The organism is Paenibacillus sp. GCM10027629, assembly GCF_042676425.1.
In the GTDB taxonomy this organism is placed as follows: Bacteria; Bacillota; Bacilli; order Paenibacillales; family Paenibacillaceae; genus Paenibacillus_K; species Paenibacillus_K terrigena.
This window is the reverse complement of record NZ_JBHTGZ010000010.1, coordinates 1-23389: the sequence shown is the minus strand read 5'-3', so window position 1 is coordinate 23389 and position 23389 is coordinate 1. Positions and strand designations below refer to the sequence as shown.

Sequence of the window (23389 nt, the reverse complement as noted above, 5' to 3'; positions counted from 1 at the left end):
AAGTTGACTTTTTAAACCTTCATTTTACTTATATAAACTTTAATGATCTTAGTGCTTGAAATGACGCACACCCGTGCAGATCATCGCAATGCCGTGCTCATTCGCCACACGAATGGATTCCTCATCCTTGATCGATCCGCCTGGTTGGATGATCGCGGTTACGCCTGCTTTGACAGCCAATTCAACGGTGTCGCCCATCGGGAAGAATGCGTCGGAAGCTAACACAGAGCCTTGCGCCTTCTCGCCCGCTTGCTCGATGGCAATACGCGCCGCGCCAACACGGTTCATTTGGCCTGCGCCTACGCCGATGGTCATGTCGTCTTTGGCAAGTACGATTGCGTTGGATTTCACGTGTTTCACAACTTTCCATCCGAACAACAATTGCTTCAACTCTTCAGCCGTCGGTTGACGGTCTGTTACAACCTTCAGATCGGATTCGTCCAATTGGCGAATGTCAGTCTCTTGAACAAGCATTCCGCCATCGACCGATGTCACGGCGAATTCTGTCTTGCGATCCGTTGAAGCGGAGAACTCGCCCAATTTCAGCAGACGAATGTTTTTCTTTTTCGCTAGGATATCGAATGCTTCTGGTGTGAAGTCTGGTGCCATGACGATCTCGAGGAAAATCTCGCCGAGCAGCGTCGCTGTCTCTGCGCCGATGACACGGTTCGCCACGACAATGCCACCGAAGATGGATGTTGGATCAGCCGCGTATGCTTTCTGATACGCTTCATGAATCGTCGTACCAATCCCTACGCCGCAAGGATTCATATGTTTAACAGCAACAACCGTAGGCTCGTCAAATTCACGAACGATCGAGAGCGCTGCGTTTGCGTCGTTAATATTGTTGTAAGATAGCTCTTTGCCGTGAAGCTGTTCTGCCGTTGTAATGTTCCCGAGTCCAGCTAGTGGTTTGCGATAGAACGCCGCGCTCTGATGTGGGTTCTCCCCATAGCGAAGATCTTGAACTTTCTCATACGTCACGGTGTATGTCTCAGGCAATGGCTCGCCCACTTGCTTAGAGAGATAATCCGAAATGAGTGCATCGTAAGCAGCTGTGTGACGGAATACTTTGGCCGCAAGACGTTTACGCGTAGCTAGTGTTGTGTCGCCGCCTGCACGCACTTCCTCGATCACGCTCGCATAATCCGCTGCATCCACAACCACCGTCACGAACGCATGGTTTTTCGCCGCTGAGCGAAGCATTGTCGGTCCGCCGATATCGATATTCTCGATCGCATCCTCGTACGAGACGCCCGGTTTCGCAATTGTTTCTTTGAACGGATACAAGTTCACGACCACGATATCGATATAATCAAGCCCAAGCTCTTTCATTTGCGCCGTATGCTCTTCATTATCACGCACCGCGAGCAATCCGCTGTGAACCGCTGGATGCAATGTTTTGACACGGCCATCCATAATCTCAGGAAATCCTGTTACTTCGGAAATTCCGATGACTGGAACGTTCTCTTTCTCGAGCAAGCTCTTCGTGCCACCCGTCGAAATAATCTCAACCCCTGCTGCTGCAAGCTCACGTGCAAAATCTACAATCCCCGTCTTATCCGATACGCTAATCAGCGCTCTACGAATAGCCACGTCTGATTCCTCCCTCATGCTATGAATGATTGATTTGAACAATTCGATCTATTAGTTGAATGCGGCCTTCGCAGAACCACTGCACCACTTGCGGATACAGTTCACGTTCAATGCGTTGAACCGACTGAGTAACGTCCTCACTATGTGCTCCCTCATCAATTGCGACAGCACGCTGGGCAATGATTGGGCCTGTATCCATCCCGCCATCGACGAAATGAACCGTGACCCCCGTCACCTTCGTTCCGTAGTCTAGCGCTTGCTGGATGGCGTCCTTCCCTGGAAAGGCGGGAAGCAATGAGGGATGAATATTGATCAGTCGACCATAGTAAGGCGTCACGAGCGTTTCTGTTATGATTCGCATATAACCCGCCAGCACAACCAAATCGATCTGTTTCTCCTCCAGCTGCTTCAGGATCTCCATTTCATACGCTTCGCGATTCGCATACTGCTTCGGATGGAACAGGAAGGTGTCAACACTGGCCTGCTCAGCGCGCTCAACGACTTTCGCTGTTGGTCTATCACAGACGAGCAGCTCCATCGTCGCATGGAGCTGTCCCTCTTGAATCGCATCGACCAGCGCTTGAAAATTACTCCCGTTCCCGGAAGCAAACACCGCCATGCGCAATCGTTCCATTACACGTCCGCTCCTGTGAAGGTAACCACACGCTCTCCTTCAGTAACGGTACCTAGACGATAAACTTGCTCACCTTGCGATTCCAGCGCAGCAACCGCTTTTTCTGCTTGATCTGCAGACACCACGATCACCATGCCGATCCCCATGTTAAAGGTGGTGAACATATCCCGATTCGTGATCTCGCCCTTCGCCTGCATGAGCTGGAAGATCGGTAGAATCGGCCATGTGCCGTATTCGATGTTCACATTCACGTTTGTCGGCAGCATACGCGGAATATTCTCAATAAATCCGCCACCTGTAATGTGAGCCATCCCTTTAACTTTCACTTCTTCAATCAATTTCAGAACCGGCTTCACATAAAGCTTCGTTGGTTCGAGCAAAGTTGCACCGAGTGTTGCCCCACCTAGCTCAGGCAGCGCATCGGTCAATTGATAACCGTGTTTCTCCAGCAATAACTTGCGAACAAGCGAAAATCCATTACTATGCACACCGCTCGATGCCAGACCCAGCACGACATCGCCAGGAGCAATCGTAGAACCATCAATGATCTTCTTTTTATCGACAATGCCGACCGTAAAGCCTGCAATATCATATTCACCTTCGGCATACATGCCCGGCATCTCTGCCGTCTCACCGCCAATTAGCGCACAACCCGACTCCGCACAGCCATCCGCAATCCCTTTGACAATCGCCTCGATCTTCTCCGGAACGACACGATCACAAGCTAAGTAATCAAGGAAGAACAACGGCTCTGCCCCTTGAACGATAATATCGTTGACGCACATCGCGACCGCATCCACCCCGATCGTATCGTGCTTATCCATTGCGAATGCAATTTTGAGCTTCGTCCCTACGCCATCGGTACCCGATACGAGAACAGGCTCTTCGTATTTATCTTTGTTCAATCCGAACAAACCGCCGAATCCTCCGAGGTCTGTCATCACTTCTGGACGGAACGTTCTTTTGACATGCTTCTTCATACGCTCGACTGCTTCATTTCCTGCTGCGATATCGACGCCAGCTTCTTTGTAGGCTTCTGAGGACATCATGTACACTCCTTTTACAATCTGGTGGTCAATCCTATCGTTCACAATTCGATCTATCTATTCAATCAGTCGCATCCGCAACCGAATTTCTCTGTCCCGTGAAACTCCACTTCTGTCGGGTAATCATTGTCAAAACAAGCCAAGCACAATCCGCCATTCATCTCATTCGTCGAGTAGCTATCAATCGCTTCGATCAATCCGTCTTTGGAGAGGAAAGCGAGCGAATCTGCATTAATCTCCTTACGAATATCATCAATCGATTGATAGGAAGCGATCAATTCCTTGCGGCTCGGGGTATCAATTCCATAGAAACATGGATTCTTAAAAGGTGGCGATGTAATCCGTACATGGACCTCTGTCGCACCCGCTTCCCGCAGCAAGTTGACGATGCGACGAGACGTTGTCCCGCGCACGATCGAATCATCGATCATGACTACGCGCTTGCCTTCCACGACTTTGCGTACGGCGCTCAGCTTCATTTTCACGCCTTGCTCCCGCAGCTCTTGACTCGGTTGAATGAACGTACGGCCTGTATATTTATTTTTGATCAGCCCTAATTCATAAGGAATCCCTGTCTCCTCGGCATAACCGATCGCGGCCGAGATACTGGAATCCGGTACGCCTGTGACGATATCCGCATCCACGAAGGATTCCTGCGCCATCTTCTTGCCCATCCGCTTGCGCGCGGCGTGAAGATTGGAACCGTTCAAATCCGTATCCGGACGGGAGAAATAGATGTATTCCATCGCGCATAACGAACGACGCTGCATCTCGGTATAACGATCTTCCTTCATGCCTGTGCTATCCAGAATAAGCATTTCTCCGGGTTGGATATCGCGAATCAACTCTGCGCCAACGACTTCGAATGCACATGTCTCCGAAGCGAACAAATACGCATCGCCGAGACGCCCCATCGTAATCGGACGAAGCCCGTTCGGGTCAGAAGCAACGATCAACTTGTCGTTCGTCATGATGAGAAACGCAAAACCTCCAACCAGCTTCTGAAGCGCTTCTTTCGTCGCGGTGACGAAATCCTTGGATGACCGCGCGATGAGATGCGCGAGCACTTCGGTATCACTCGATGTCTGGAAAATCGAACCCGAAGACTCGAGTTCACGACGAATTTGATTCGCATTCACAATATTTCCGTTCGTCGCAATCGCAAGATCTCCGTCACGGTACTTGAACACAAGCGGCTGCGCGTTGGCGAGCTTACTCTCGCCTGATGTCGAGTAACGAACATGACCGATGGACCGGGAGCCGATCAAGGACGCTAAAAGGTCTTTATCGAACACCTCTTTCACAAGTCCCATTCCGCGGTGATAGTTAAAGTCGCCGCCATCTGTGACACAGATCCCCGCACTCTCTTCACCACGATGCTGAAGAGCGTGCAAGCCATAATACGACAAGGATGCTGCGTCGGGGTGACCGAACACCCCGAACACGCCGCATTCCTCTTTTAACTTGTCAAAAATATCGTCTCGACCCATACCCTCATTGTAGTACTCGCCTACCCACAACTTCGGAGTGGTCTCAGATGCATTTATTTCATGAGACATGGAATCGCATCCTTCCAAACCTTCGCAAATTGAGATACAGGAGCTGCGATTGCAGGTTTGCCGTTCACCGTGATGGTTAGATCGCTGCCTTGCACGGTTCCGATTTGCTGAACAGGTACCCCTTGCTCACGCACATAAGTCGCCAACGCTTCAGCATGTGATGAAGATGCTGTTAATAGAATGCGGGATTGGCTCTCACTGAATAATGCGAAATCCGGGCGTAATTCTGTTGCGAAATTTACCGAAGCGCCAATGTTGCCGCTAATGCAGCTCTCTGTTACGGCTGCGGCAATACCGCCTTCGGACAAATCATGCGCCGATGCCACAAGTCCCTGCTGAATCGCGCCAAGCACCGTGTGGAGTAATGTACGTTCTGTCGCCAGATTGAGTTGCGGCGGTCTGCCTTCGGTTACGCCGTGAACGACGTATTGGAACTCACTGCCGCCAAGCTCTGCTTGCGTATCTCCAAGTAGGAAGATCACGTCGCCTTCGTTCTTGAATGCTTGCGTTGTAATATGATCTGTATCGTGTACAAGCCCTACCATCCCGACGACTGGTGTCGGGTAGATCGCGCCGCTCTTGTTCTCGTTATACAAGCTGACATTTCCGCCGATAACCGGCGTATTGAGCTCACGGCAAGCTTCAGCCATGCCATCTACAGAACGCTCCATTTGCCAGAAAATATCCGGTTTCTCCGGGCTGCCGAAGTTGAGGTTATCCGTAATCGCTAGTGGTTCAGCACCGGAACAAACGATGTTACGAGCCGCTTCACTGACCGCGATGCGTCCGCCTACCTCAGGATCAAGATAGACGTAACGACCGTTACAGTCCGTTGTCATTGCAAGCCCTTTGCGCGTGCCGTCTACAAGAACAACTGCTGCGTCCGAACCCGGGCGAACCGCTGTGCTCGTACGAACCATGTGGTCATATTGGTTGTAGACCCACTCTTTGCTTGCTACCGTTGGGGAAGCAAGAACTTGCTCTAATGCACGGTTCAAGTCCGTCACTTCTTCATAACGCGTTGTATCGATGCTCTCGTTCGCTGTGTAATACGCAGGAACAGCCGATGGTTTGTTGTATACCGGACACTCGTCAACAAGTGCTTGCACTGGCATATCGCCGACCACTTCGCCATTGTGGATCAGACGCAGACGACCATCATCGGTTACTTTACCGACTTTGGCACAAATAACGCCCCAACGTTCGAAGATCTCCATCGCTTGCGCTTCGTCCTTCGGTTCAACCACGAACAACATCCGTTCTTGCGACTCGGACAGCATCATTTCATACGCCGTCATGTTCGGCTCGCGCTGCGGCACTTCATCCAAGTATAGCTCGAGGCCGTTCCCTGCTTTACTCGCCATCTCTGCGCTAGAGCAAGTTAAGCCTGCTGCACCCATATCTTGAATACCGACAACGATACCGGCATTAATTAATTCCAATGTTGATTCCATAACCAGCTTCTCCATAAATGGATCGCCGACTTGTACCGCCGAACGTTTGGCTTCCGTCTCAGCTGTCAATTCCTCGGATGCGAATGTCGCGCCATGAATCCCGTCACGTCCTGTTGGAGGACCAACGTAGAACACTGGATTCCCAATCCCTTTGGCAACGCCGCGTTGAATTTTATCATGATCGATGAGACCCACACACATGGCATTGACGAGCGGGTTGCCTTCATAGCTCTCATCGAACATCACTTCCCCTGCAACGGTAGGAATCCCGATACAGTTCCCGTATCCCGCAATCCCAGACACGACATGCTCGAACAAATATTTCGCACGTTCGGATTCTAGTTTCCCGAAACGTAGAGAATTCAATAGGGCAACAGGTCTTGCACCCATCGAGAAAATATCGCGGATAATCCCGCCCACCCCTGTCGCTGCGCCTTGATACGGCTCAACCGCGGAAGGGTGATTGTGACTTTCGATTTTGAATACAACCGCTTGATTGTCGCCGATGTCGACGATCCCTGCGCCTTCGCCCGGTCCCATCAGGACACGTTCTCCGGTTACCGGAAAGCGGCGAAGCAGCGGTTTCGAGTTCTTGTATGCGCAGTGCTCTGACCACATGACACTGAATACACCAATCTCGGTATAGTTCGGCTGACGGCCTAGAAATCCACAGATTAATGCGTACTCGGATTCGGATACGCCAAATTGCTTGTAAATTTGCTGATCAGCGATTTGCTGTGCTGTTGGCTCCTTAGCCGATACTTGCTGCGTCATGTTGTTCCCTCCATGCATTCAAAATCGATGTAAACATTTTCTTACCGTCTTCCGAGCCTAACAGCTGATTCACTGCGCGCTCTGGATGCGGCATAAGACCCAGGACATTACCCTGTTCGTTACAAATCCCTGCGATATCTTCCATGGAGCCGTTCGGGTTATCCGAATAGCGGAAAATAATCTGGTCGTTCTTCTTCAATTGTTCAAGCGTTGCTTCGTCACAATAGTAGTTGCCTTCGCCATGCGCGATCGGAATATCGATCATTTCGCCAACTTCATACTGGTTCGTGAAAGCTGTCTTATTGTTCTCTACACGTAGAATTGTCGAGTGGCAGCGGAATTTCAAAGACATGTTCCGGCGAAGTGCACCCGGCAGCAATCCCGCTTCCGTCAATACTTGGAACCCATTGCAGATCCCCATCACATATTTACCTGCTGCTGCAGCCTTCGCCACTTCAGCCATAACCGGTGCGAAGCGTGCAATCGCGCCGCTGCGTAGGTAGTCACCGTAGGAGAATCCACCAGGAATCAAGATGCAATCATATTTGGATAAGTCCGTCGCTGTATGCCATACGTAATCAACCGGCTGCCCAACTGTCTGTTCCACTGCTTTATAGCAATCGATATCGCAGTTGGAACCTGGAAATACGAGAACTGCAAAATTCATTCCCTTAACCCTCCAATTCAAAGCGATAGTCTTCCACTACCGTATTCGCCAACAGTTTTTCGCACATTTGACGCACGCGTTCTTCTGCTTCCGCGCGATCTGTCGTATCGATTTCGAACGCCATATACTTTCCGATTCGAACCTTGCTTACTTCACTAAATCCCATGGAATGAAGTGCGCCTTGAACGGCAACGCCTTGCGGATCCAATACGTTTTCCTTCACAGTGACATACACGGTTGCTTTGAACATCGATTATTTCCTCCTAGAGTGAAAAATTATTGATAAAAATGGAGATTGTTTATTCCCTTGGGCAGGGGGCCTTATTTTAAAAAACCTTTTTGCCATCCCCCTAAATCCCCCTTCCATCTGGAAAGGGGACCCCAGAGGCTACGCCCCTGGACCCCGAAATCGGCCGAATGACTGACTGTGGCGGAATCTATCTGCTTGTGTGCAATGATCGCTCCCATGTGGGACGATGTTTCGATCGTGCTTCTAGCACGACCGAAACATCGTCCCACATACGCTTGCCATGCGTGCGAATCTAGTAACTTCAAATCTATCGGTGGAGATGCGTAAGGGCTTGCCTCGGTCGATACCCTGTGCTAGGAGCGCTACTGTGCGTTGGGGTTGCATCTGGCAACCCCGGCGCACACGCTCTACTCCTTGTATAAACCCTACGCTTGCAGCTTCATCGTGCGGCCGATGCTCGGCGCCCTTGCTGCTTGCGATTTCCGCTAGACGCGGGGCTGTTCTAGGCTTTGCCTGAACAGCTACTCCCCAGCGCTTCTCGCTTGCCGTGCGGCTGATTCTCAGCGCACTCGCTCTCAGCTTGGCTCCGCTAGACACAGAAGCCGTTCTCTGCTTCGCCTGAACAGCAACTGCCATACGCTTCTCGCTTTGCCGTGCGACCGATTCTCGGCGCACTCGCTTCCAGCGTCATTCGCATGACACCGTTCTCGCCTCTGGCTGAACGGTGTACCCCTGCCCCCTCCCCTGCGTGAGGGGGACGGCACAGGCAATGATGATGAAATTCAATAGGAGGAGGGGTGTCACTCGGAAGAGTCTACGTCCGCTCTTTGGGAGCCCTTTGCCACCTACTATCTAATCAAAGCAAAGGGCGGACAAGAAGCGGCTGGAGAGTGACACCCCTCCCCGACCCACTGATTTCATCATCATTCCAATCTACTCCGTCAACCGACGATAAATATCCTGGTACCGACGCGTCGTCTCCGCCACCACTTCAGCCGGCAACGGATCCGGCACGCTGTTCTTATCCCAGTCGCTGTTCGCCAGATACGTGCGCACAGGCTCTTTGTCCATACTGTCAATCTCGATGTTCAATGCATAATTTTCTTTCGCCCAGAACCGTGCGGAATCCGGGGTAAACAACTCATCAATCAATATCACCTTGCCGTCGATCAAGCCGAACTCGAACTTGCAATCCGCGAGGATAATGCCGCGCTGCTCGCAATAAGCATGTGCGAAGGTGTAGAGCTGGAGGCTCTTCACTTGCAGTTCATGGGCTAACTCTTCGCCGACCAGTTCCTTCATACGATCGAATGAGATGTCTTCATCATGTCCTACATCATTTTTCGCAGCCGGCGTGAAGATTGGCGCTGCGAAGCGCTCATTCTTCTTCATCCCTTGCGGTAATGTGATCCCGTTAATCGAACCCGATTGCTGATACTGTCGCCATCCGCCACCTGTAATGTACCCGCGCACGACACATTCAATATCGATACGTTCTGCTTTTTTGGTAACCATGATGCGATCCTTCAATGCTGCAGGCTCGGTCACCAAATCCCCTAGTTTCTCGACATCCGTATGAACGACATGATTCGGCTCAATTGCCGCCGTCTGTTCGAACCAGAATGCCGCCAAGCGATTGAGTACATTTCCCTTCTCAGGAACCGCCGGCTCCAGTACATAGTCAAAAGCGGAAATGCGGTCGGTCACGACGATTAAATAATGTTCCCCAAGATCGTACAACTCGCGCACTTTCCCTTTATAGAGCAGCGGCGCTTTAACTAGATCAACAGCAGTCGAAATCGCTCTGACAGACACGTTGTTCCTCCCCTTCTCCCTCTTCTATTCCAAGCCTAAGTTAGCAAAAATCGTATCGACATGCTTCAAATGCCAAGCTGGATTGAATGCATCCGCGATTTCTTCGGCGTTTAACACGGTTGCAATTTCAGGTGTTGCTTCGATAATCTCACGGAAGCTGCGTTGCTCTTCCCATGCTTGCATCGCACGCGGTTGAACCGTATCATACGCTTGCTCACGGCTCATGCCTTTGTCGATCAGCTTCGTCATCACGCGTCCCGAGAACGGTACGCCATACGTTCTTTCCATGTTGCGCTTCATGTTCTCTGGCATCACCGTCAAGTTCTTCACGATGTTACCGAAGCGATTCAACATATAGTTCAAGAGCATTGTCGCATCCGGCAAAATCACACGTTCAACCGAGGAGTGCGAGATATCGCGCTCATGCCAGAGCGGCACATTCTCGTAAGCAGATACCATGAAGCCGCGGATGACACGCGCAAGGCCGGAAATATTTTCGCAGCCGATTGGGTTGCGTTTGTGCGGCATCGCGGAAGATCCTTTTTGGCCTTTAGCGAATGCTTCTTCTACCTCACGCACTTCACTCTTCTGCAAGGCGCGAATTTCCGTTGCGAATTTATCCAAGCTTGTCGCGATTAACGCAAGTGTCGCCATATATTCTGCATGACGGTCACGCTGCAACGTTTGCGTCGAGATTGGAGCAGCAGTTGTTCCTAATTTCTCACATACATACTTCTCTACGAAGGGGTCAATATTCGCGTATGTTCCAACAGCACCGGAAATTTTACCGTATTGCACGCCGTTCGCCGCATGACGGAAACGCTCCAAGTTACGCTTCATTTCTTCATACCAGAGTGCCATCTTAAGACCAAAGGTAGTCGGCTCGGCATGCACACCATGCGTACGGCCCATCATCGGCGTATGTTTGTATGCAAGAGCTTTATTTTTCAAAATGTCGATAAATTGGACAATGTCTTTCTCGATAATTTCATTCGCTTGACGCAAAACATAACCAAGCGCTGTATCGACAACGTCTGTCGAAGTTAGTCCGTAGTGCACCCATTTGCGCTCTTCGCCTAGGGATTCGGATACGGCACGCGTGAACGCGATGACGTCATGGCGTGTTTCTTGTTCGATTTCATAGATCCGATCGATATTGAAGCTTGCACCTTTACGAAGTGCTGCAACATCTTCCTTCGGAATGACACCAAGCTCTGCCCATGCTTCACAAGCACAGATTTCAACCTCTAACCAAGAATTGAATTTATTCTCTTCCGTCCAAATGGCTCTCATTTCCGGTCTGCTGTAACGTTCTAACATTTATTGATTCCTCCAAATTTGTGTTTTGTCGATCCATGCGAGGGCGTCATCCAAGTGATCTACTAAGACGTTCACATGGCCCATTTTCCGTTTTTCTTTCGCTTCTTTTTTCCCATATAGATGAACTTTCGGAGCTACATTAAATGCCACAGCCGCCTCATCTTCCTGCGCCATATGCGCAAGCAGCGGTTCAACGTGCTCTCCTAGCACATTGACCATAACGACAGGTGTCAATAACTTTGTGTCTCCAAGAGGTAAATTGCAAATGGCCCGCACATGCTGTTCGAACTGCGAGGTTCTACAGGCCTCCATCGTATAATGCCCTGAATTATGTGGTCTTGGGGCTAATTCATTTACGAATAATTCGCCATCTTCCGTTAAGAATAACTCCACCGCGATCAATCCGACGACATTCATCGATTCCGCAATTCGTATCGCCAACGCTTCCGCTTGATCTTGTACATCGAACGACACCCGAGCGGGAACAATCGATAGATGCAAAATATTGTTCACGTGAATATTCTCTGCCACCGGAAAAGCCTTCACTTCACCGCGTGGGCTTCGCGCTGCAATGACGGACAACTCCTTCGTAAACCGAATGAATTGTTCAAGCACAAGCTCTGTCTTCGCAGCCGCGAGGGTTGCATAAGCTTCGGGGATTTCATCCATCGAACGAATGACCCATTGCCCTTTGCCATCATAGCCGCCTGTTGCCGTCTTCAATACACAAGGCAATCCGAACCGTTCCACCGCTGTGCGAAGATCCTCTTCACTCGTAATCTCTGCATAGGGAGCAACTCGTACACCAGCGGCTTCAATCGCCCGTTTCTCCCGCAGACGATGCTGCGTTGTATAGAGCAATTCACTGCCTTGCGGCACATAAGATTCTGCCATCAGCATCGCCGCAACTTCAGCATCTACGTTCTCGAATTCATACGTGATGACATCCGCTTTCGCTGCGAGATGTCTCGCTGCATCCTTATCATCGTAGTTCGCGATGATCTGCTCCGCGATCTGCCCGCAAGGTCCATCCGGCATCGGATCCAGTGTCACGAATCGATAGCCTAGATTGCTTCCCGCTAATGCCATCATCCGTCCCAACTGCCCGCCGCCAAGGACACCAATCGTTGAACCCGTGGCAATGATTTTCTCACGCGATGTACTCACTCTCGATTCCATCATAAGGAATCACTGCCTTCGAGCACATGATCACGAATTGCATCACGACGCGTTTGCACCCGTTCTTGCACCGCTGGATCAAATGCGCCGATGATTTGCGCTGCAAGCAGCCCTGCATTCGTCGCGCCGGCATTGCCAATCGCTACCGTTGCAACCGGAATGCCCCCCGGCATTTGTACAATCGATAAAAGGGAATCGAGACCATTCAAGGTAGACGACTTTACAGGTACGCCGATCACGGGAAGAATCGTCTTCGCTGCTACCATACCTGGGAGATGCGCTGCGCCTCCTGCGCCAGCAATAATCACTTTCAATCCGCGCTCCACAGCGCTCTCCGCATATTGGAACATCAGGTCCGGCGTACGGTGAGCCGATACGACTTTCTTCTCATACGTAATCCCCAGCTCATCCAGCATGTCGCATGCATGCTTCATTGTCTCCCAATCGGACTGACTGCCCATAATGACGCCTACTTGTACTGACATGTCATAACCCACTTTCTATCGATTCAGTAATGTATGAAAATGAATAAGGTCCTCGGATAGGCGTATACGTAAACAACCGTACACATTGTTCTATCTTCGGACCTTTTTTTAGGAATAATTAAATGAAAGAGTCTTGTACACTCGCGTCACCGTCGATTCGCAACAGCATCCCACTCACAGAGCGCCAATCCCGCATCAATCGACAGTTCATTTCGACAGCAATAACCCATATTTCAATACTGTCTTCGCCAGATGCACAACTTTCACTCGTAGTCCAAAAATTTAAGGTCTTTGGGTAGAAACTTCGGGCCATATCCCCATAATTATACGAGATCATTTTATTCGTGGCTCGCCACTTTATATCCCTATATTATCAGTCCATTACATGAGATGTCAACTTAAAGACGAACATTTAAATGTTTACATTAAATTAAAGTTCGTATTTTCAGACAATTCACTCATTTCGTTCAAGCGCCGCGCGCAATGCATCGCCCAGACTTGAGCCCATCGATTCTTTTTTCTCGAACTGTTTCACGAGCTGCTGCTGCTCCCGCTTATTCACGCGACCGCCGCGTTCGCCATCCAGCACTTCGATGACATTACAACCGAGACACTGTACGTACTTGCCAGCTTTCCCATCCTTCAATTCCATCTTCTTGTGGCATTGTGGACAACGTCGATTGGAAAGCTGCTTCTCGCCGGATCTCCGATAACTGCAGTCCCCGCTGGAGCAGACGAGCATTTTACCGCGCTTCCCCTTCTTCTCCATCATCTTCTCGCCGCATTCTGGACAACGACTATTCAGCAAGTTATGCGGTTTATACGCAGCATCACTTGTCTTCACACCACTCACTAGACTCTCCGCCATTTGGCGAATCCCTTTCATGAATGGCTCGGTACCGCCTTGACCACGTGCGATTTTCTCAAGCTCTTGCTCCCATTTCGCTGTAAGCTCTGGTGTCCGCAATTCGCTAGCTACAAGCTCGATGAGCTGAACGCCTTTTCCCGTCGGATGCAGCGAAGAACCTTGACGCTCGATCGTATCGCTTGAGACGAGTTTCTCAATAATATCCGCGCGTGTCGCAGGCGTTCCGAGACCGTACTTCTCCATTTGACCGAGCAGCGATGCTTCGGTATACCGCTTCGGAGGCTGTGTCCGTTCTTTACGGAGGTTCGCCCGCTTCAACTGAACCGTTTCTCCATCACGCAAACTTGGCAGCAGTTGTGTACCCGTACGATCATCCTCACGCCCGGCACCCGCTTCGTCCTCATCATCGTCCCAGCTATCTTCTTGTCCATACACTTCGCGCCAACCGCTCTGAATCACTGTTTTGCCACGCGTCGTGAACGTCTCGCCTTCAACATCGATCGTTAAGGCCGTTAATTCATACTTCGCCGCCGGATAAAATAAAGCCAAGAACCGTCTCACGATCAGATCATAGAGCTTCCGCTCCTCATTCGATAACGCGTTCAGAATGACCGTCTGGTCGGTCGGAATGATCGCATGATGATCAGATACTTTCGAATCGTCTACCACACGACGCGTGATCGCCAGCTTGCCGCGTAAGAGAGGCTTGGCCATCGCGGCATAAGGCCCAACAGCAACCGAGCGAATACGCTCTGGCAGCGTGTCCGTCATATCACTGGATAGATAACGAGAATCCGTACGCGGGTACGTCACGAGCTTATGCTGCTCATACAGTCTCTGCAGTACGTTCGAAGTCTGCTTCGCAGAGAAGCCATACCGCTTATTCGCATCCCGTTGTAATTCGGTCAGGTCATACGCAAGCGGATGCGGCTCCGATTTCTCGGATTTTTTCACCGAGGTGACCTTGCCCTTCTTCCCGTCCACTTTGCCGCGCAAAGCTTCAGCTTGATTCGGTTCGAAAATTCGGCCGTCACCCTGACCTCCGCGTGGCCGCCACTGTGCCTGGAAACCATCGAACTCCCCTTGGAGCGTATGATATTCCGCAGAACGGAAGTTACGAATCTCATTCTCCCGATCCATAATCATCCCGAGCGATGGCGTTTGCACACGGCCCGCCGACAATTGCGCATTGAATTTACAGGTGAGCGCACGCGTCACATTGAGCCCGATGAGCCAATCCGCCTCAGCACGGCAGCGTGCCGACTCATACAGACGGTTATACTGTGATCCAGGCTTCAAGTTCGCAAACCCTTCACGGATGGCCTTGTCCGTCTGTGAAGAGATCCAGAGCCGATGGAACGGCTTCTTCCATTTCACCATCGCCATGATCCATCGTGCGAGCAGTTCCCCTTCACGCGCCGCATCCGTCGCGATGATGAGATCCGCCACATCCTGACGACCTGCAAGCTGCTGGACCGCCTTGAATTGATGCGATGTCTCGCGCAGCACCTTCAACTTCATCTTCTCCGGCATGATCGGTAGATGCTCAAGCTCCCATGTCCGGTACTTCACGTCATAATCTTCAGGCTCCGCCAGGCCGACCAAATGCCCGAGAGCCCAGGTCACGATATACTTCGGACCCTCAAAATAACTCTTATGCTTCTGGTGACTTCCCATCACCCTTGCTATTTCCCTCGCTACGGAGGGCTTCTCAGCCAACACTAATGTCTTCATTCCCTACTCCTTTAATGGAAGTCAAAAGGTTAACTTATGAACACGAAGATAACTCATGAAGTCGTATCGACATCGAATCTTACTTTCAGCTTTGAACTCCGGTGCTCATTTAGGCTACTCCTAAACTCCGCTCCTCTTTCTTCAACTTCAAGTAACCTTCTCGGTGCTGATAAGTCAACTTTTTGACCCCTATTGAACTTAGAAATTTTTCAACCATAAGCAATCATATCCCCACCATTATAGCATTAGCCTGGGGTTATACATAACAAGCTGGCGCCTGATAAACAGACGCCAGCTTGTGTGATTTACGTTTATTATTTTATAACCAGGACCGGTACTTGCGTATGCTGCACCACATGGTGGCTGACGCTACCGAGTACCCATTCACCGATCGGGCGCAAGCCTCTGCTGCCAATGACGATGAAGTCGATGGCATGCTTCTTCCCAAACTCAAGAATCATCTGCGCAGGTGTACCTTGCTGGAGCTCTACATGGGTCTCATTCGCAAGGGATGCAACCCGCTGCTTCGCTTCTTCAACAATTTGTTCCGCAATCTCATACTGCTCCATGTTCACGCTGACAGGTACCGTTAGCACCGAATCCGCCATGTACATTTTCTTGAAGTCATAGACATGCAGTACGAAGAGCTTCGCCGCTGGATTAAGCCTAAGCATGTCGATCGCAGATTCAAGTGCTTTCCTCGATTGTTCTGTTCCATCATAAGGCACTAACACGTTGTTGAATAACATACCTATCACTCTCTTCCAGTGTGAATTAAGCAGAAAGGATTCGGGAGTTTATTATACCGCCTGAAATAGATAACCATATACAATCACATTCACAATAAATAATAGTGGCATACCTAGACGAAAACTCCAATGTTTCGTTTTATGCCGTTTACGCTGCATCGCAAGCATGGAACCTAATCCACCACCAAGCGCCGCAAGCGTAAATAAAGTACGTTCAGGCACTCTCTGCCTGTGCTTCTTGGCCCGGACTTTATCCGCCGCCATCACTTGGTAGCTTATGATATTCATCAAGAGGTAAACCACACACAAGACAATCTGTAATGAATTCATCCTATCCCCCAAATCTCGTACCTGCTGCCTCTATTATATCACACTAGAGCTCTCCCATCACGCGACGAAGGTAGTTTCGCTTAGCTGCCACAAAATATACAAATTGAACGCCTATGAAAATACCAGCCACAATAGAAGCATACCCCCATGTGCTTATGAATAACAGATTGCCAAGCGCCTTCATGGCGAAGGCGGAATGAATTAATCCGACAATGCACGGCAGGAAGAACAGAATCGCCACCTGTGCATTCACCACCCGTTTCATCTCCATCACGGTCATACCCATGCGAGCGAGGGCTCGGTAATGCTCCCGGTCTTCTTCAATCTCGGTGAACAAGCGGAAATAGAGAATGCTCCCTGTCGCGATCACGAATAATAGACTTACGAAGATACCGACGAATAAGGTAATCCCCGAGGTTTGCTTCACATCCAAATAGTAGGTCAAACGACTATCGAACGTAGCTTTATCCTTTACCAGAGCCATCACTTTCCCATTCGTCTGATCCGTAATCGTCTCCCAATCCTTCACTTCGAAGGCATAGTTCACGAACTTGTCCTGATCAGCGATCCCTTGCATCACCGCATCATGCTGCTCCGTATTCATGACAAGAAACTGAGAGAATCCCGAGTGTCTGGAGAAAGGCGACCCGCTGCGCTGCTCATCCACGGTGAGTATGAGCGGCTTGCCGTCACTTCGTATGCTCTTCACGACCTCCCCCGGTTGCACGGCTTGATAAGCACCCATATCATCAAAAGGCAGTACGAGCACGGCATGATCCTTCTCCACCTGGATCGACCGTTTTCCTATATGGGATACGGCCTCATTATAATCTCGCGCTGAAATGACGAAATTATCTTGCTCACTCTGCCCCCCCGGATAGTTCAGCAGCTCGGACCGGACCTTGAACCCTGCTGTATGCAGTTTATAACTCAGGGTATGCCCACTCTCCTGAAGCACGCGAACGATATCCTGTGGATTCGCAACTTGATGCGTATTCAGTCCTTGCTCAATATAACTATAGGTCTGCGGAAAATTATTTTTAAACTGCGCATACGTCTGCCGGTCCATAATATAGGCCGTACTGGACGCCGTCAACACGACTGCACTCAGAATAGAGACCATGAATAGGACACGTGCGTTATCTTTAACCTTGAAGAGCAGTTGACCGAGCGTGACGAGGTTCGTCCCATGATAACTGATTCGGCGGCTTCGCTGCAGTCGGTTCAGAATCGCAACGCTGCCTTGGGTATACAAGAAGTACGTCCCAATCATCACCAGCGTCATAATGGGCATGAAGAAGACGAGAGCTGTCTGCGCAGACATGATATAAGCCATGTAGTAGCATCCACCAAGGCTGAGCACCGTGACGAGGAGCAGCCATTTCGACGCAATCGGCGGCTTCTTGGGCTGTCGCGATGCCTGAATCAGTTCAATAATCTCTGCGCGACCGACTTTCAAAATGGAATAGACGGTTATCGTCAAGAACAAAAGGGTGAACCCGAGAGCCGTCTGCAGCACCGCCTTCATCGACACCGCAAATCGAAGCGGTAGCTCACTGCCAATCAGCACCCCGATCCCCATATAGAATAGCTTACTGAACATCAGCCCGAACACGATGCCGACCAAGATCGCAAGCGTTGAGATCAACATATTCTCCAGGAGGATCATCCATTTTAACTGCCCTGACGTCATCCCACACAAGCTGAATAAACCGAATTCCTTCTTCCTGGTCCGAATAAATGACGTAATCGCGTAGAGGACGAAAAAAAAAGAAAAGACCATCACGATGACTTGGCAGATGATAAGACTGTTCTTCACGGATTTCGCGGCACGCATCACGCCGTGGATAATGTCTGGATGATTGAGGAACGACGCATAGATGAAGAAGACCATCACAGAGAAGACACTGCTCCAGAAATAAGCCCCATAACGATGCCAATTGCCTTTAATATTATGAATGGCGAGTTCGCGAAAGGTCATCGAAATTGCCTCCCAACACGCTTAACGCATCCAATATCTGCTGAAAGAACGCTGGGCGGTTCGCGCCGCGACGAATTTCCGAGAAGAAGCTCCCATCCTTAATAAATACAATCCGATCACAATAACTTGCGGCAAAAGGATCATGCGTGACCATCAAAATTGTCGCACGTATCTTTTGATTCAGATCTTTCAGAGACTCCATCACATCTTTCGCGGCTTTCGAGTCGAGATTGCCCGTTAACTCATCAGCGAGAATAATCGATGGCGTATGAATCATCGCACGTGCGATCGCCGCACGCTGCTTCTGACCCCCGGACACCTCATACGTTCTTTTATCAAGAATATGTGTGATTCCCAGCAGCTCAACAATCGCCTGTAGTCGCTTATCCGTCTCAGCAGCCGGCATCTTCTCAAGGGCAAGCGGTAGAATGATATTCTGCTTCATCGATAGCGTGTCCAGCAGATTGAAATCTTGAAAAATAAATCCGAGCTCCCTGCGGCGAAATATTGCTAGCTGTTTATTGCTGAGCGTTGCGGGATCCTTGCCATTAATATATACGCGGCCTGACGTAGGCTTATCGATCGTCGCAAGGATATTGAGCAGGGTTGTCTTACCGCTGCCTGAGGGGCCCATCACCCCAACGAACTCCCCTTCTTGGATCTTAATCCCGATATTATTCAACGCTCGATATTGAACACTCTTGCTCGAACCATATATTTTACATAACTGCTCTGCTTGTAGAACGGTCATGAGTTGTCCCCTCCATTATTCATTCCTTATGTTTCTCATTATATGGAAAACAATCATGATCACCTATTGATCCGTCTTGCAAATTCAAATCCGATTTCTTACATTATTGAAAGATTGGCTTCTTCAATACTTCATGGTAGATCCCTGTGGATCGGAAGCGGAGCGTAACCGTCGTACCTTCACCTTCCGTAGATTCGAATGCAATCTGCGCACCAAGCTTCTGGATGACCTCATGCACCAAGAATAATCCCATCCCTGTCGACTCCGGTCCTTTTCTACCATTCTCTCCTGTAAAGAACGGCTCAATCACACGAGGCAAATCATGTGCCGCAATCCCTATTCCCGTATCGATGACTCGCAAGATCGTCTCCGCACTGTCCTCTGAGCGTGCTGCACGAATCGTAAGCTGCTTCGTACCCGGTTTCAGCTTGGAATACTTAATTGCATTGATGATTAATTGGTTTAATATAAACCGCATCCACTTCTCATCTGTCTCGATTTCGATCAGCGGTTCATCACACTCGATTTTCGGAAAAATCCCGCCATGAATGCATGCCTTTTTGTGCTCATTAATGACTTGGCGAACCAATGCAATCAGGTCGATACGTTGTACATGAAGATCAAATTCAAATTTGTCCAATCTGGCCGTATGCAGCATCATTTCGAGTCCGAGGCGAATCCGTTCATTTTCCTCTTGGATACTCGTCAAAGCAGACTTCGTCTCTTCCAACTGCTCACTATTCTTCGTCTCTTGAATGTGCAGATCAATCACAGACACCGGTGTCTTCATATGATGCACCCATTGGTTGGTAAAATGATGCTGCTGCTCCTGATTCAGCTGCAATGCGTTCAATTGATCCATGTAAGCCCGATATTGATGATGTAGCGCCCCATGCGTCCATTCCTGTTCTTCGGTTGTCCCCGAAGCCATTCCAATGATCTCTTGCAGGTCAGGATTCGTATTGTTACTCATTTGAACCATCGTCATAAGGAATCTGCGCTGCCGCATGAAATCAAATGTAAGTCCGAGACCGAGAATGAATGTCGATAAAATAAGCAAATAGATCAGGTTCTCCGACTTCATGAAGCCGAGACCCTGACCTAATATATCTAGCCAACTTAAGATCACCGTAAGAAGGATACCCACGTAATACGTGAAAATAAGGACAATACGATCCTTTAGATAAGAACGAAGAACCTGCAGAACCATGCGTCTCATGACTGCGGTTTCCCCCATTCTTGAACGAACCGATACCCTTGTCCGCGTATCGTATCGACGGCATCCTTAATGCCCAGTTCCTCAAGCTTCTTCCGTACACGTCCTACGTTCACAGAGAGCGTATTATCATCCACGAATTGCACATCATCCCATAAGAGCTCTAACAGCTCTTCCCGACTGACAATGATTCCTGGTGTGGACAACAGTCGTTGAAGAAGAAGACTTTCATTCTTTGTCAATTCCGTGCGCTGATCCTGCCAAGACAGGATGTTCCTCCCTCGATCAAGCTGCAATCCTTGATATTGGAGAAGAAGCTTATCTTCCTCCGATTCTTGATCCGCCGCCTGCGAAGGAGCATATTCACCATAAATTCGACGCAAAGTACCTTTAATTTTGGCTTGGACGACATCCAGATCGAACGGTTTCGTAATGAAATCGTCCCCGCCATTTTCGATCGCCATCACTTGATCCATATTGCTCGTTCGAGCAGAAACGAAAATAATCGGAACATTGGATACGGTACGAATTTGGCGGCACCAATAATACCCGTCGAAATGCGGTAAATTGATATCCAAGAGCACAAGATGCGGCTCATGCTCGATCACTTCCTGCTTAACCTGGTCAAAATTCAATCCACGAATCACTTCGTAGTTATACTTTTCTAAATTCCTTTTTAGAATGGCTGCAATCTTGTCATCGTCTTCAACAATAAGAATTCGATACACCGCGTGTCATCCTCTTTCTGCAATTATATTCTGCTGTGCTGTCTTATAATTCCCAATTCCTAAGCGCTGCTTGAATCGGAACGAATTTATCCGTATAGAATTGTTGATACGCTTGATGCTCTTCTTCGGCGTAGCTAACACGTCTTAGGCTGGCTTCTTGCTGGATCGCTGCGACCGCTTCTTCCGCATTCGCATATTGCTTCGCTCCAATGGCAGCAATCATGGCTGCGCCAAGCACGGCAGCTTCATCAACTTCAGGTAAGATCAATTCGACACCTGATACCGCAGCTTTGATCTGCATCCATGGCTCAAGACGCGTTCCGCCGCCAATCACACGCACTTGATGAATGTGCTGACCTGTAACTTGTTCTGCGCTTCTACGGATGTATTCCTGTTGATAGGCTGTCCCTTCGAGCAATGCCTTAAGGATTTGTGGACGGCCATGACTTTTGGATAAGCCGATAAATGCTGCTTTGGCGCCTGAGTCCGGTGTCGGTGCTCCGCATCCTGAGAGATATGGGTAATAGAGGATGCCTGTAGGTCCTGTCAGGCAGGAAGCCACTTCATTCTTCATCGTCATATAGTCTAATGTATTGACGCCGATAACCTTCCGGATCCATTCAACCGAGCCGCCAGAAGACGAATTCCCACCCATCCAGAAATACTGCCCAGGAACTGCATGGACCCCGTAGGACAACCCGGAGTGATATTCCTCAGCACCTAGTTTGCGTTCAGAGATGATCCCTACTAAAGTCTCGGCCGTTCCCATGGAGTTGTATACATCTCCAGAAGAGATTGCCCCAACAGCAAGCGCTGCACTGACATGATCATGTCCTGCGATCGCTACGACCGTATGAGCAGGCAATCCAAGTGTACGTACTTCATCCGTAACTTTACCCAGAGGTACTCCGCTTGGAACCAGTTCTGGGAATAAGTTTGGATTTACGCCAAAATGAGCGATGAACGCGCGATCCCATGATTTCGTATTCAAATCGAATGCATACGTACGTGCAGCTAATGTATAGTCGCAAGCCATCACACCAGATAAGCGGTATGCAATATAACCGGATACCGTCAACCACTTCCCTTGTTCAAGTGCTTGTGGGTTGCGACTGCGAATCCAGAGAATTTTGGCCAAGCCCAGTTTAAAAGATAGATTTAATCCAGACTTCGTGAACTGTTCCATTGCGTCGGATTCGGCTGCGATATGGCGTGCCTGATCTTGTGAACATGTATCGAACCATGGCACGAATATCGATTGCGGTTTGCCTGTCTCCTCATTAAGGATCAGCCCGCTCTCGGCCATACTCGTGATTCCGATCGAAGCAATTTGTGCTGCATCAACATTGCTTGTAACTTCTTGAATCATACCCGTAATATCGTCCCACATCTGTTCGGGATCATAATACGAGAATCCTTCTTCATGCATATATGAAATTGTCGGACGGCTAGCAATTGCAAGCACTTTACCTTTCGCGTCCATTACGCCTACTTTACTGTTCGTTGTCCCTACGTCAATCCCGATCATCAACATGTCATGCACCTCATCAAACTTGTAATTTACATATTCTGGATGTTATTTAATAGAGTTCTCTGTACTTATGCTTTTGAACACAATAACAATAGGATATCGCAAATCGCATGAAGATGCACTTCATATTTTCGTTTTGACACATTTAATCTAACATTTATGAACTGTGGATAAATATTCGAGCGAAAACAACGCCATTCACATGCCGTGTATAAGCTGTGTGTGATGTGGATGAACCCGTGGATAAACAAGGGAATTGTGCATAATAACTCATGCTTGAATGAGGAAAAACCACGAAATGTGGAGCAAACCGTGGATAGTCAGCTATTTAGCTGTGGATTGAAGGAATTTGAACCTATTATCCACATGGGATAACTCTTTGCATCTCCATACAAGTTATTCACATGTGGACACAAAAAAGACCACTATCGAGAACTGAGTCTCAACAGCGGTCTTGCTGCTTGGCATCGTCCTACTCTCCCAGGACCCTGCGGTCCAAGTACCATCGGCGCTAGAGGGCTTAACGGTCGTGTTCGGGATGGGTACGCGTGGAACCCCTCCGCCATCGACACCAAACGAATTTCTAGCAGAGATTTTTTGATCTCTGAAAACCGGATGCGAAATAAATTTGCGTTTTATGTTTAGGATAAGCCCTCGACCGATTAGTATTGGTCAGCTCCACACATTGCTGCGCTTCCACCTCCAACCTATCAACCTCGTCG

The 23389-nt window shown here is 49.4% G+C and carries 20 protein-coding genes, 2 rRNA genes and 1 riboswitch; all 22 genes read right to left on the bottom strand.

Going from position 1 to position 23389, the window contains the following annotated elements; translation table 11 throughout:
• Positions 1-48: 48 nt before the first annotated feature.
• On the bottom strand, positions 49-1596 hold the full coding sequence (purH, locus tag ACFQZR_RS19580) for a bifunctional phosphoribosylaminoimidazolecarboxamide formyltransferase/IMP cyclohydrolase (RefSeq protein WP_379349024.1): 1548 nt from the start codon (positions 1594-1596) through the stop codon (positions 49-51).
• A 19-nt stretch (positions 1597-1615) separates the two neighbouring features.
• Positions 1616-2230, bottom strand: a complete 615-nt coding sequence (gene purN, locus ACFQZR_RS19575; RefSeq protein ID WP_379349022.1) for a phosphoribosylglycinamide formyltransferase — start codon at positions 2228-2230, stop codon at positions 1616-1618.
• A complete protein-coding gene (gene purM / locus ACFQZR_RS19570; protein WP_379349441.1) occupies positions 2230-3276 on the bottom strand; it encodes a phosphoribosylformylglycinamidine cyclo-ligase in 1047 nt (348 codons plus the stop codon). The genes purN and purM overlap by 1 nt, the downstream gene beginning before the upstream one ends.
• A gap of 65 nt (positions 3277-3341) precedes the next feature.
• A complete protein-coding gene (gene purF, locus ACFQZR_RS19565; protein WP_379349020.1) occupies positions 3342-4835 on the bottom strand; it encodes an amidophosphoribosyltransferase in 1494 nt (497 codons plus the stop codon).
• On the bottom strand, positions 4820-7063 hold the full coding sequence (purL, locus tag ACFQZR_RS19560) for a phosphoribosylformylglycinamidine synthase subunit PurL (RefSeq protein ID WP_379349018.1): 2244 nt from the start codon (positions 7061-7063) through the stop codon (positions 4820-4822). Before purL ends, purF begins: the two co-directional genes overlap by 16 nt.
• Positions 7041-7730, bottom strand: a complete 690-nt coding sequence (purQ, locus tag ACFQZR_RS19555; protein ID WP_379349016.1) for a phosphoribosylformylglycinamidine synthase subunit PurQ — start codon at positions 7728-7730, stop codon at positions 7041-7043. The genes purL and purQ overlap by 23 nt, the downstream gene beginning before the upstream one ends.
• 4 nt (positions 7731-7734) lie before the next feature.
• Complete coding sequence (gene purS / locus ACFQZR_RS19550) at positions 7735-7980, bottom strand: phosphoribosylformylglycinamidine synthase subunit PurS (RefSeq protein WP_314588382.1); 246 nt, start codon at positions 7978-7980, stop codon at positions 7735-7737.
• Positions 7981-8223: 243 nt separating this feature from the next.
• Positions 8224-8655 carry a hypothetical protein gene (locus ACFQZR_RS19545; protein ID WP_379349013.1) on the bottom strand — a complete coding sequence of 144 codons (432 nt, stop codon included), beginning with the start codon at positions 8653-8655 and terminating at the stop codon, positions 8224-8226.
• Positions 8656-8913: 258 nt separating this feature from the next.
• On the bottom strand, positions 8914-9795 hold the full coding sequence (locus tag ACFQZR_RS19540) for a phosphoribosylaminoimidazolesuccinocarboxamide synthase (RefSeq protein WP_379349011.1): 882 nt from the start codon (positions 9793-9795) through the stop codon (positions 8914-8916).
• Between the two features lie 24 nt (positions 9796-9819).
• Positions 9820-11115 (bottom strand): adenylosuccinate lyase, encoded by a 1296-nt coding sequence (gene purB, locus ACFQZR_RS19535; RefSeq protein WP_018758438.1) that lies wholly within the window; start codon positions 11113-11115, stop codon positions 9820-9822.
• Positions 11116-12297 (bottom strand): 5-(carboxyamino)imidazole ribonucleotide synthase, encoded by a 1182-nt coding sequence (purK, locus tag ACFQZR_RS19530; protein ID WP_379349008.1) that lies wholly within the window; start codon positions 12295-12297, stop codon positions 11116-11118.
• Complete coding sequence (gene purE / locus ACFQZR_RS19525; RefSeq protein ID WP_379349006.1) at positions 12294-12779, bottom strand: 5-(carboxyamino)imidazole ribonucleotide mutase; 486 nt, start codon at positions 12777-12779, stop codon at positions 12294-12296. The genes purK and purE overlap by 4 nt, the downstream gene beginning before the upstream one ends.
• A 250-nt stretch (positions 12780-13029) precedes the next feature.
• Positions 13030-13130: riboswitch (purine riboswitch) on the bottom strand.
• A gap of 103 nt (positions 13131-13233) precedes the next feature.
• Positions 13234-15381, bottom strand: a complete 2148-nt coding sequence (locus tag ACFQZR_RS19520) for a DNA topoisomerase III (protein ID WP_379349003.1) — start codon at positions 15379-15381, stop codon at positions 13234-13236.
• A gap of 314 nt (positions 15382-15695) precedes the next feature.
• On the bottom strand, positions 15696-16130 hold the full coding sequence (locus ACFQZR_RS19515; protein WP_379349001.1) for a universal stress protein: 435 nt from the start codon (positions 16128-16130) through the stop codon (positions 15696-15698).
• A gap of 51 nt (positions 16131-16181) precedes the next feature.
• Positions 16182-16460, bottom strand: a complete 279-nt coding sequence (locus tag ACFQZR_RS19510) for a DUF1294 domain-containing protein (protein WP_379348999.1) — start codon at positions 16458-16460, stop codon at positions 16182-16184.
• 43 nt (positions 16461-16503) lie between these two features.
• Positions 16504-18441, bottom strand: a complete 1938-nt coding sequence (locus ACFQZR_RS19505; RefSeq protein WP_379348997.1) for an ABC transporter permease — start codon at positions 18439-18441, stop codon at positions 16504-16506.
• Complete coding sequence (locus tag ACFQZR_RS19500) at positions 18413-19192, bottom strand: ABC transporter ATP-binding protein (RefSeq protein WP_379348995.1); 780 nt, start codon at positions 19190-19192, stop codon at positions 18413-18415. The genes ACFQZR_RS19505 and ACFQZR_RS19500 overlap by 29 nt, the downstream gene beginning before the upstream one ends.
• A 103-nt stretch (positions 19193-19295) precedes the next feature.
• Entirely contained in the window at positions 19296-20411 is a 1116-nt protein-coding gene (locus tag ACFQZR_RS19495; protein ID WP_379348993.1) for a sensor histidine kinase, read from the bottom strand.
• Positions 20408-21136, bottom strand: a complete 729-nt coding sequence (locus ACFQZR_RS19490; protein WP_379348991.1) for a response regulator — start codon at positions 21134-21136, stop codon at positions 20408-20410. Before ACFQZR_RS19490 ends, ACFQZR_RS19495 begins: the two co-directional genes overlap by 4 nt.
• A gap of 43 nt (positions 21137-21179) precedes the next feature.
• Positions 21180-22670, bottom strand: coding sequence for an FGGY-family carbohydrate kinase (locus ACFQZR_RS19485; protein ID WP_379348988.1), 1491 nt, complete (start codon positions 22668-22670; stop codon positions 21180-21182).
• 456 nt (positions 22671-23126) lie between these two features.
• Positions 23127-23243: ribosomal RNA gene (rrf, locus tag ACFQZR_RS19480) — 5S ribosomal RNA — on the bottom strand.
• A gap of 66 nt (positions 23244-23309) precedes the next feature.
• Positions 23310-23389 (bottom strand): 23S ribosomal RNA (locus tag ACFQZR_RS19475); the annotation flags it as partial.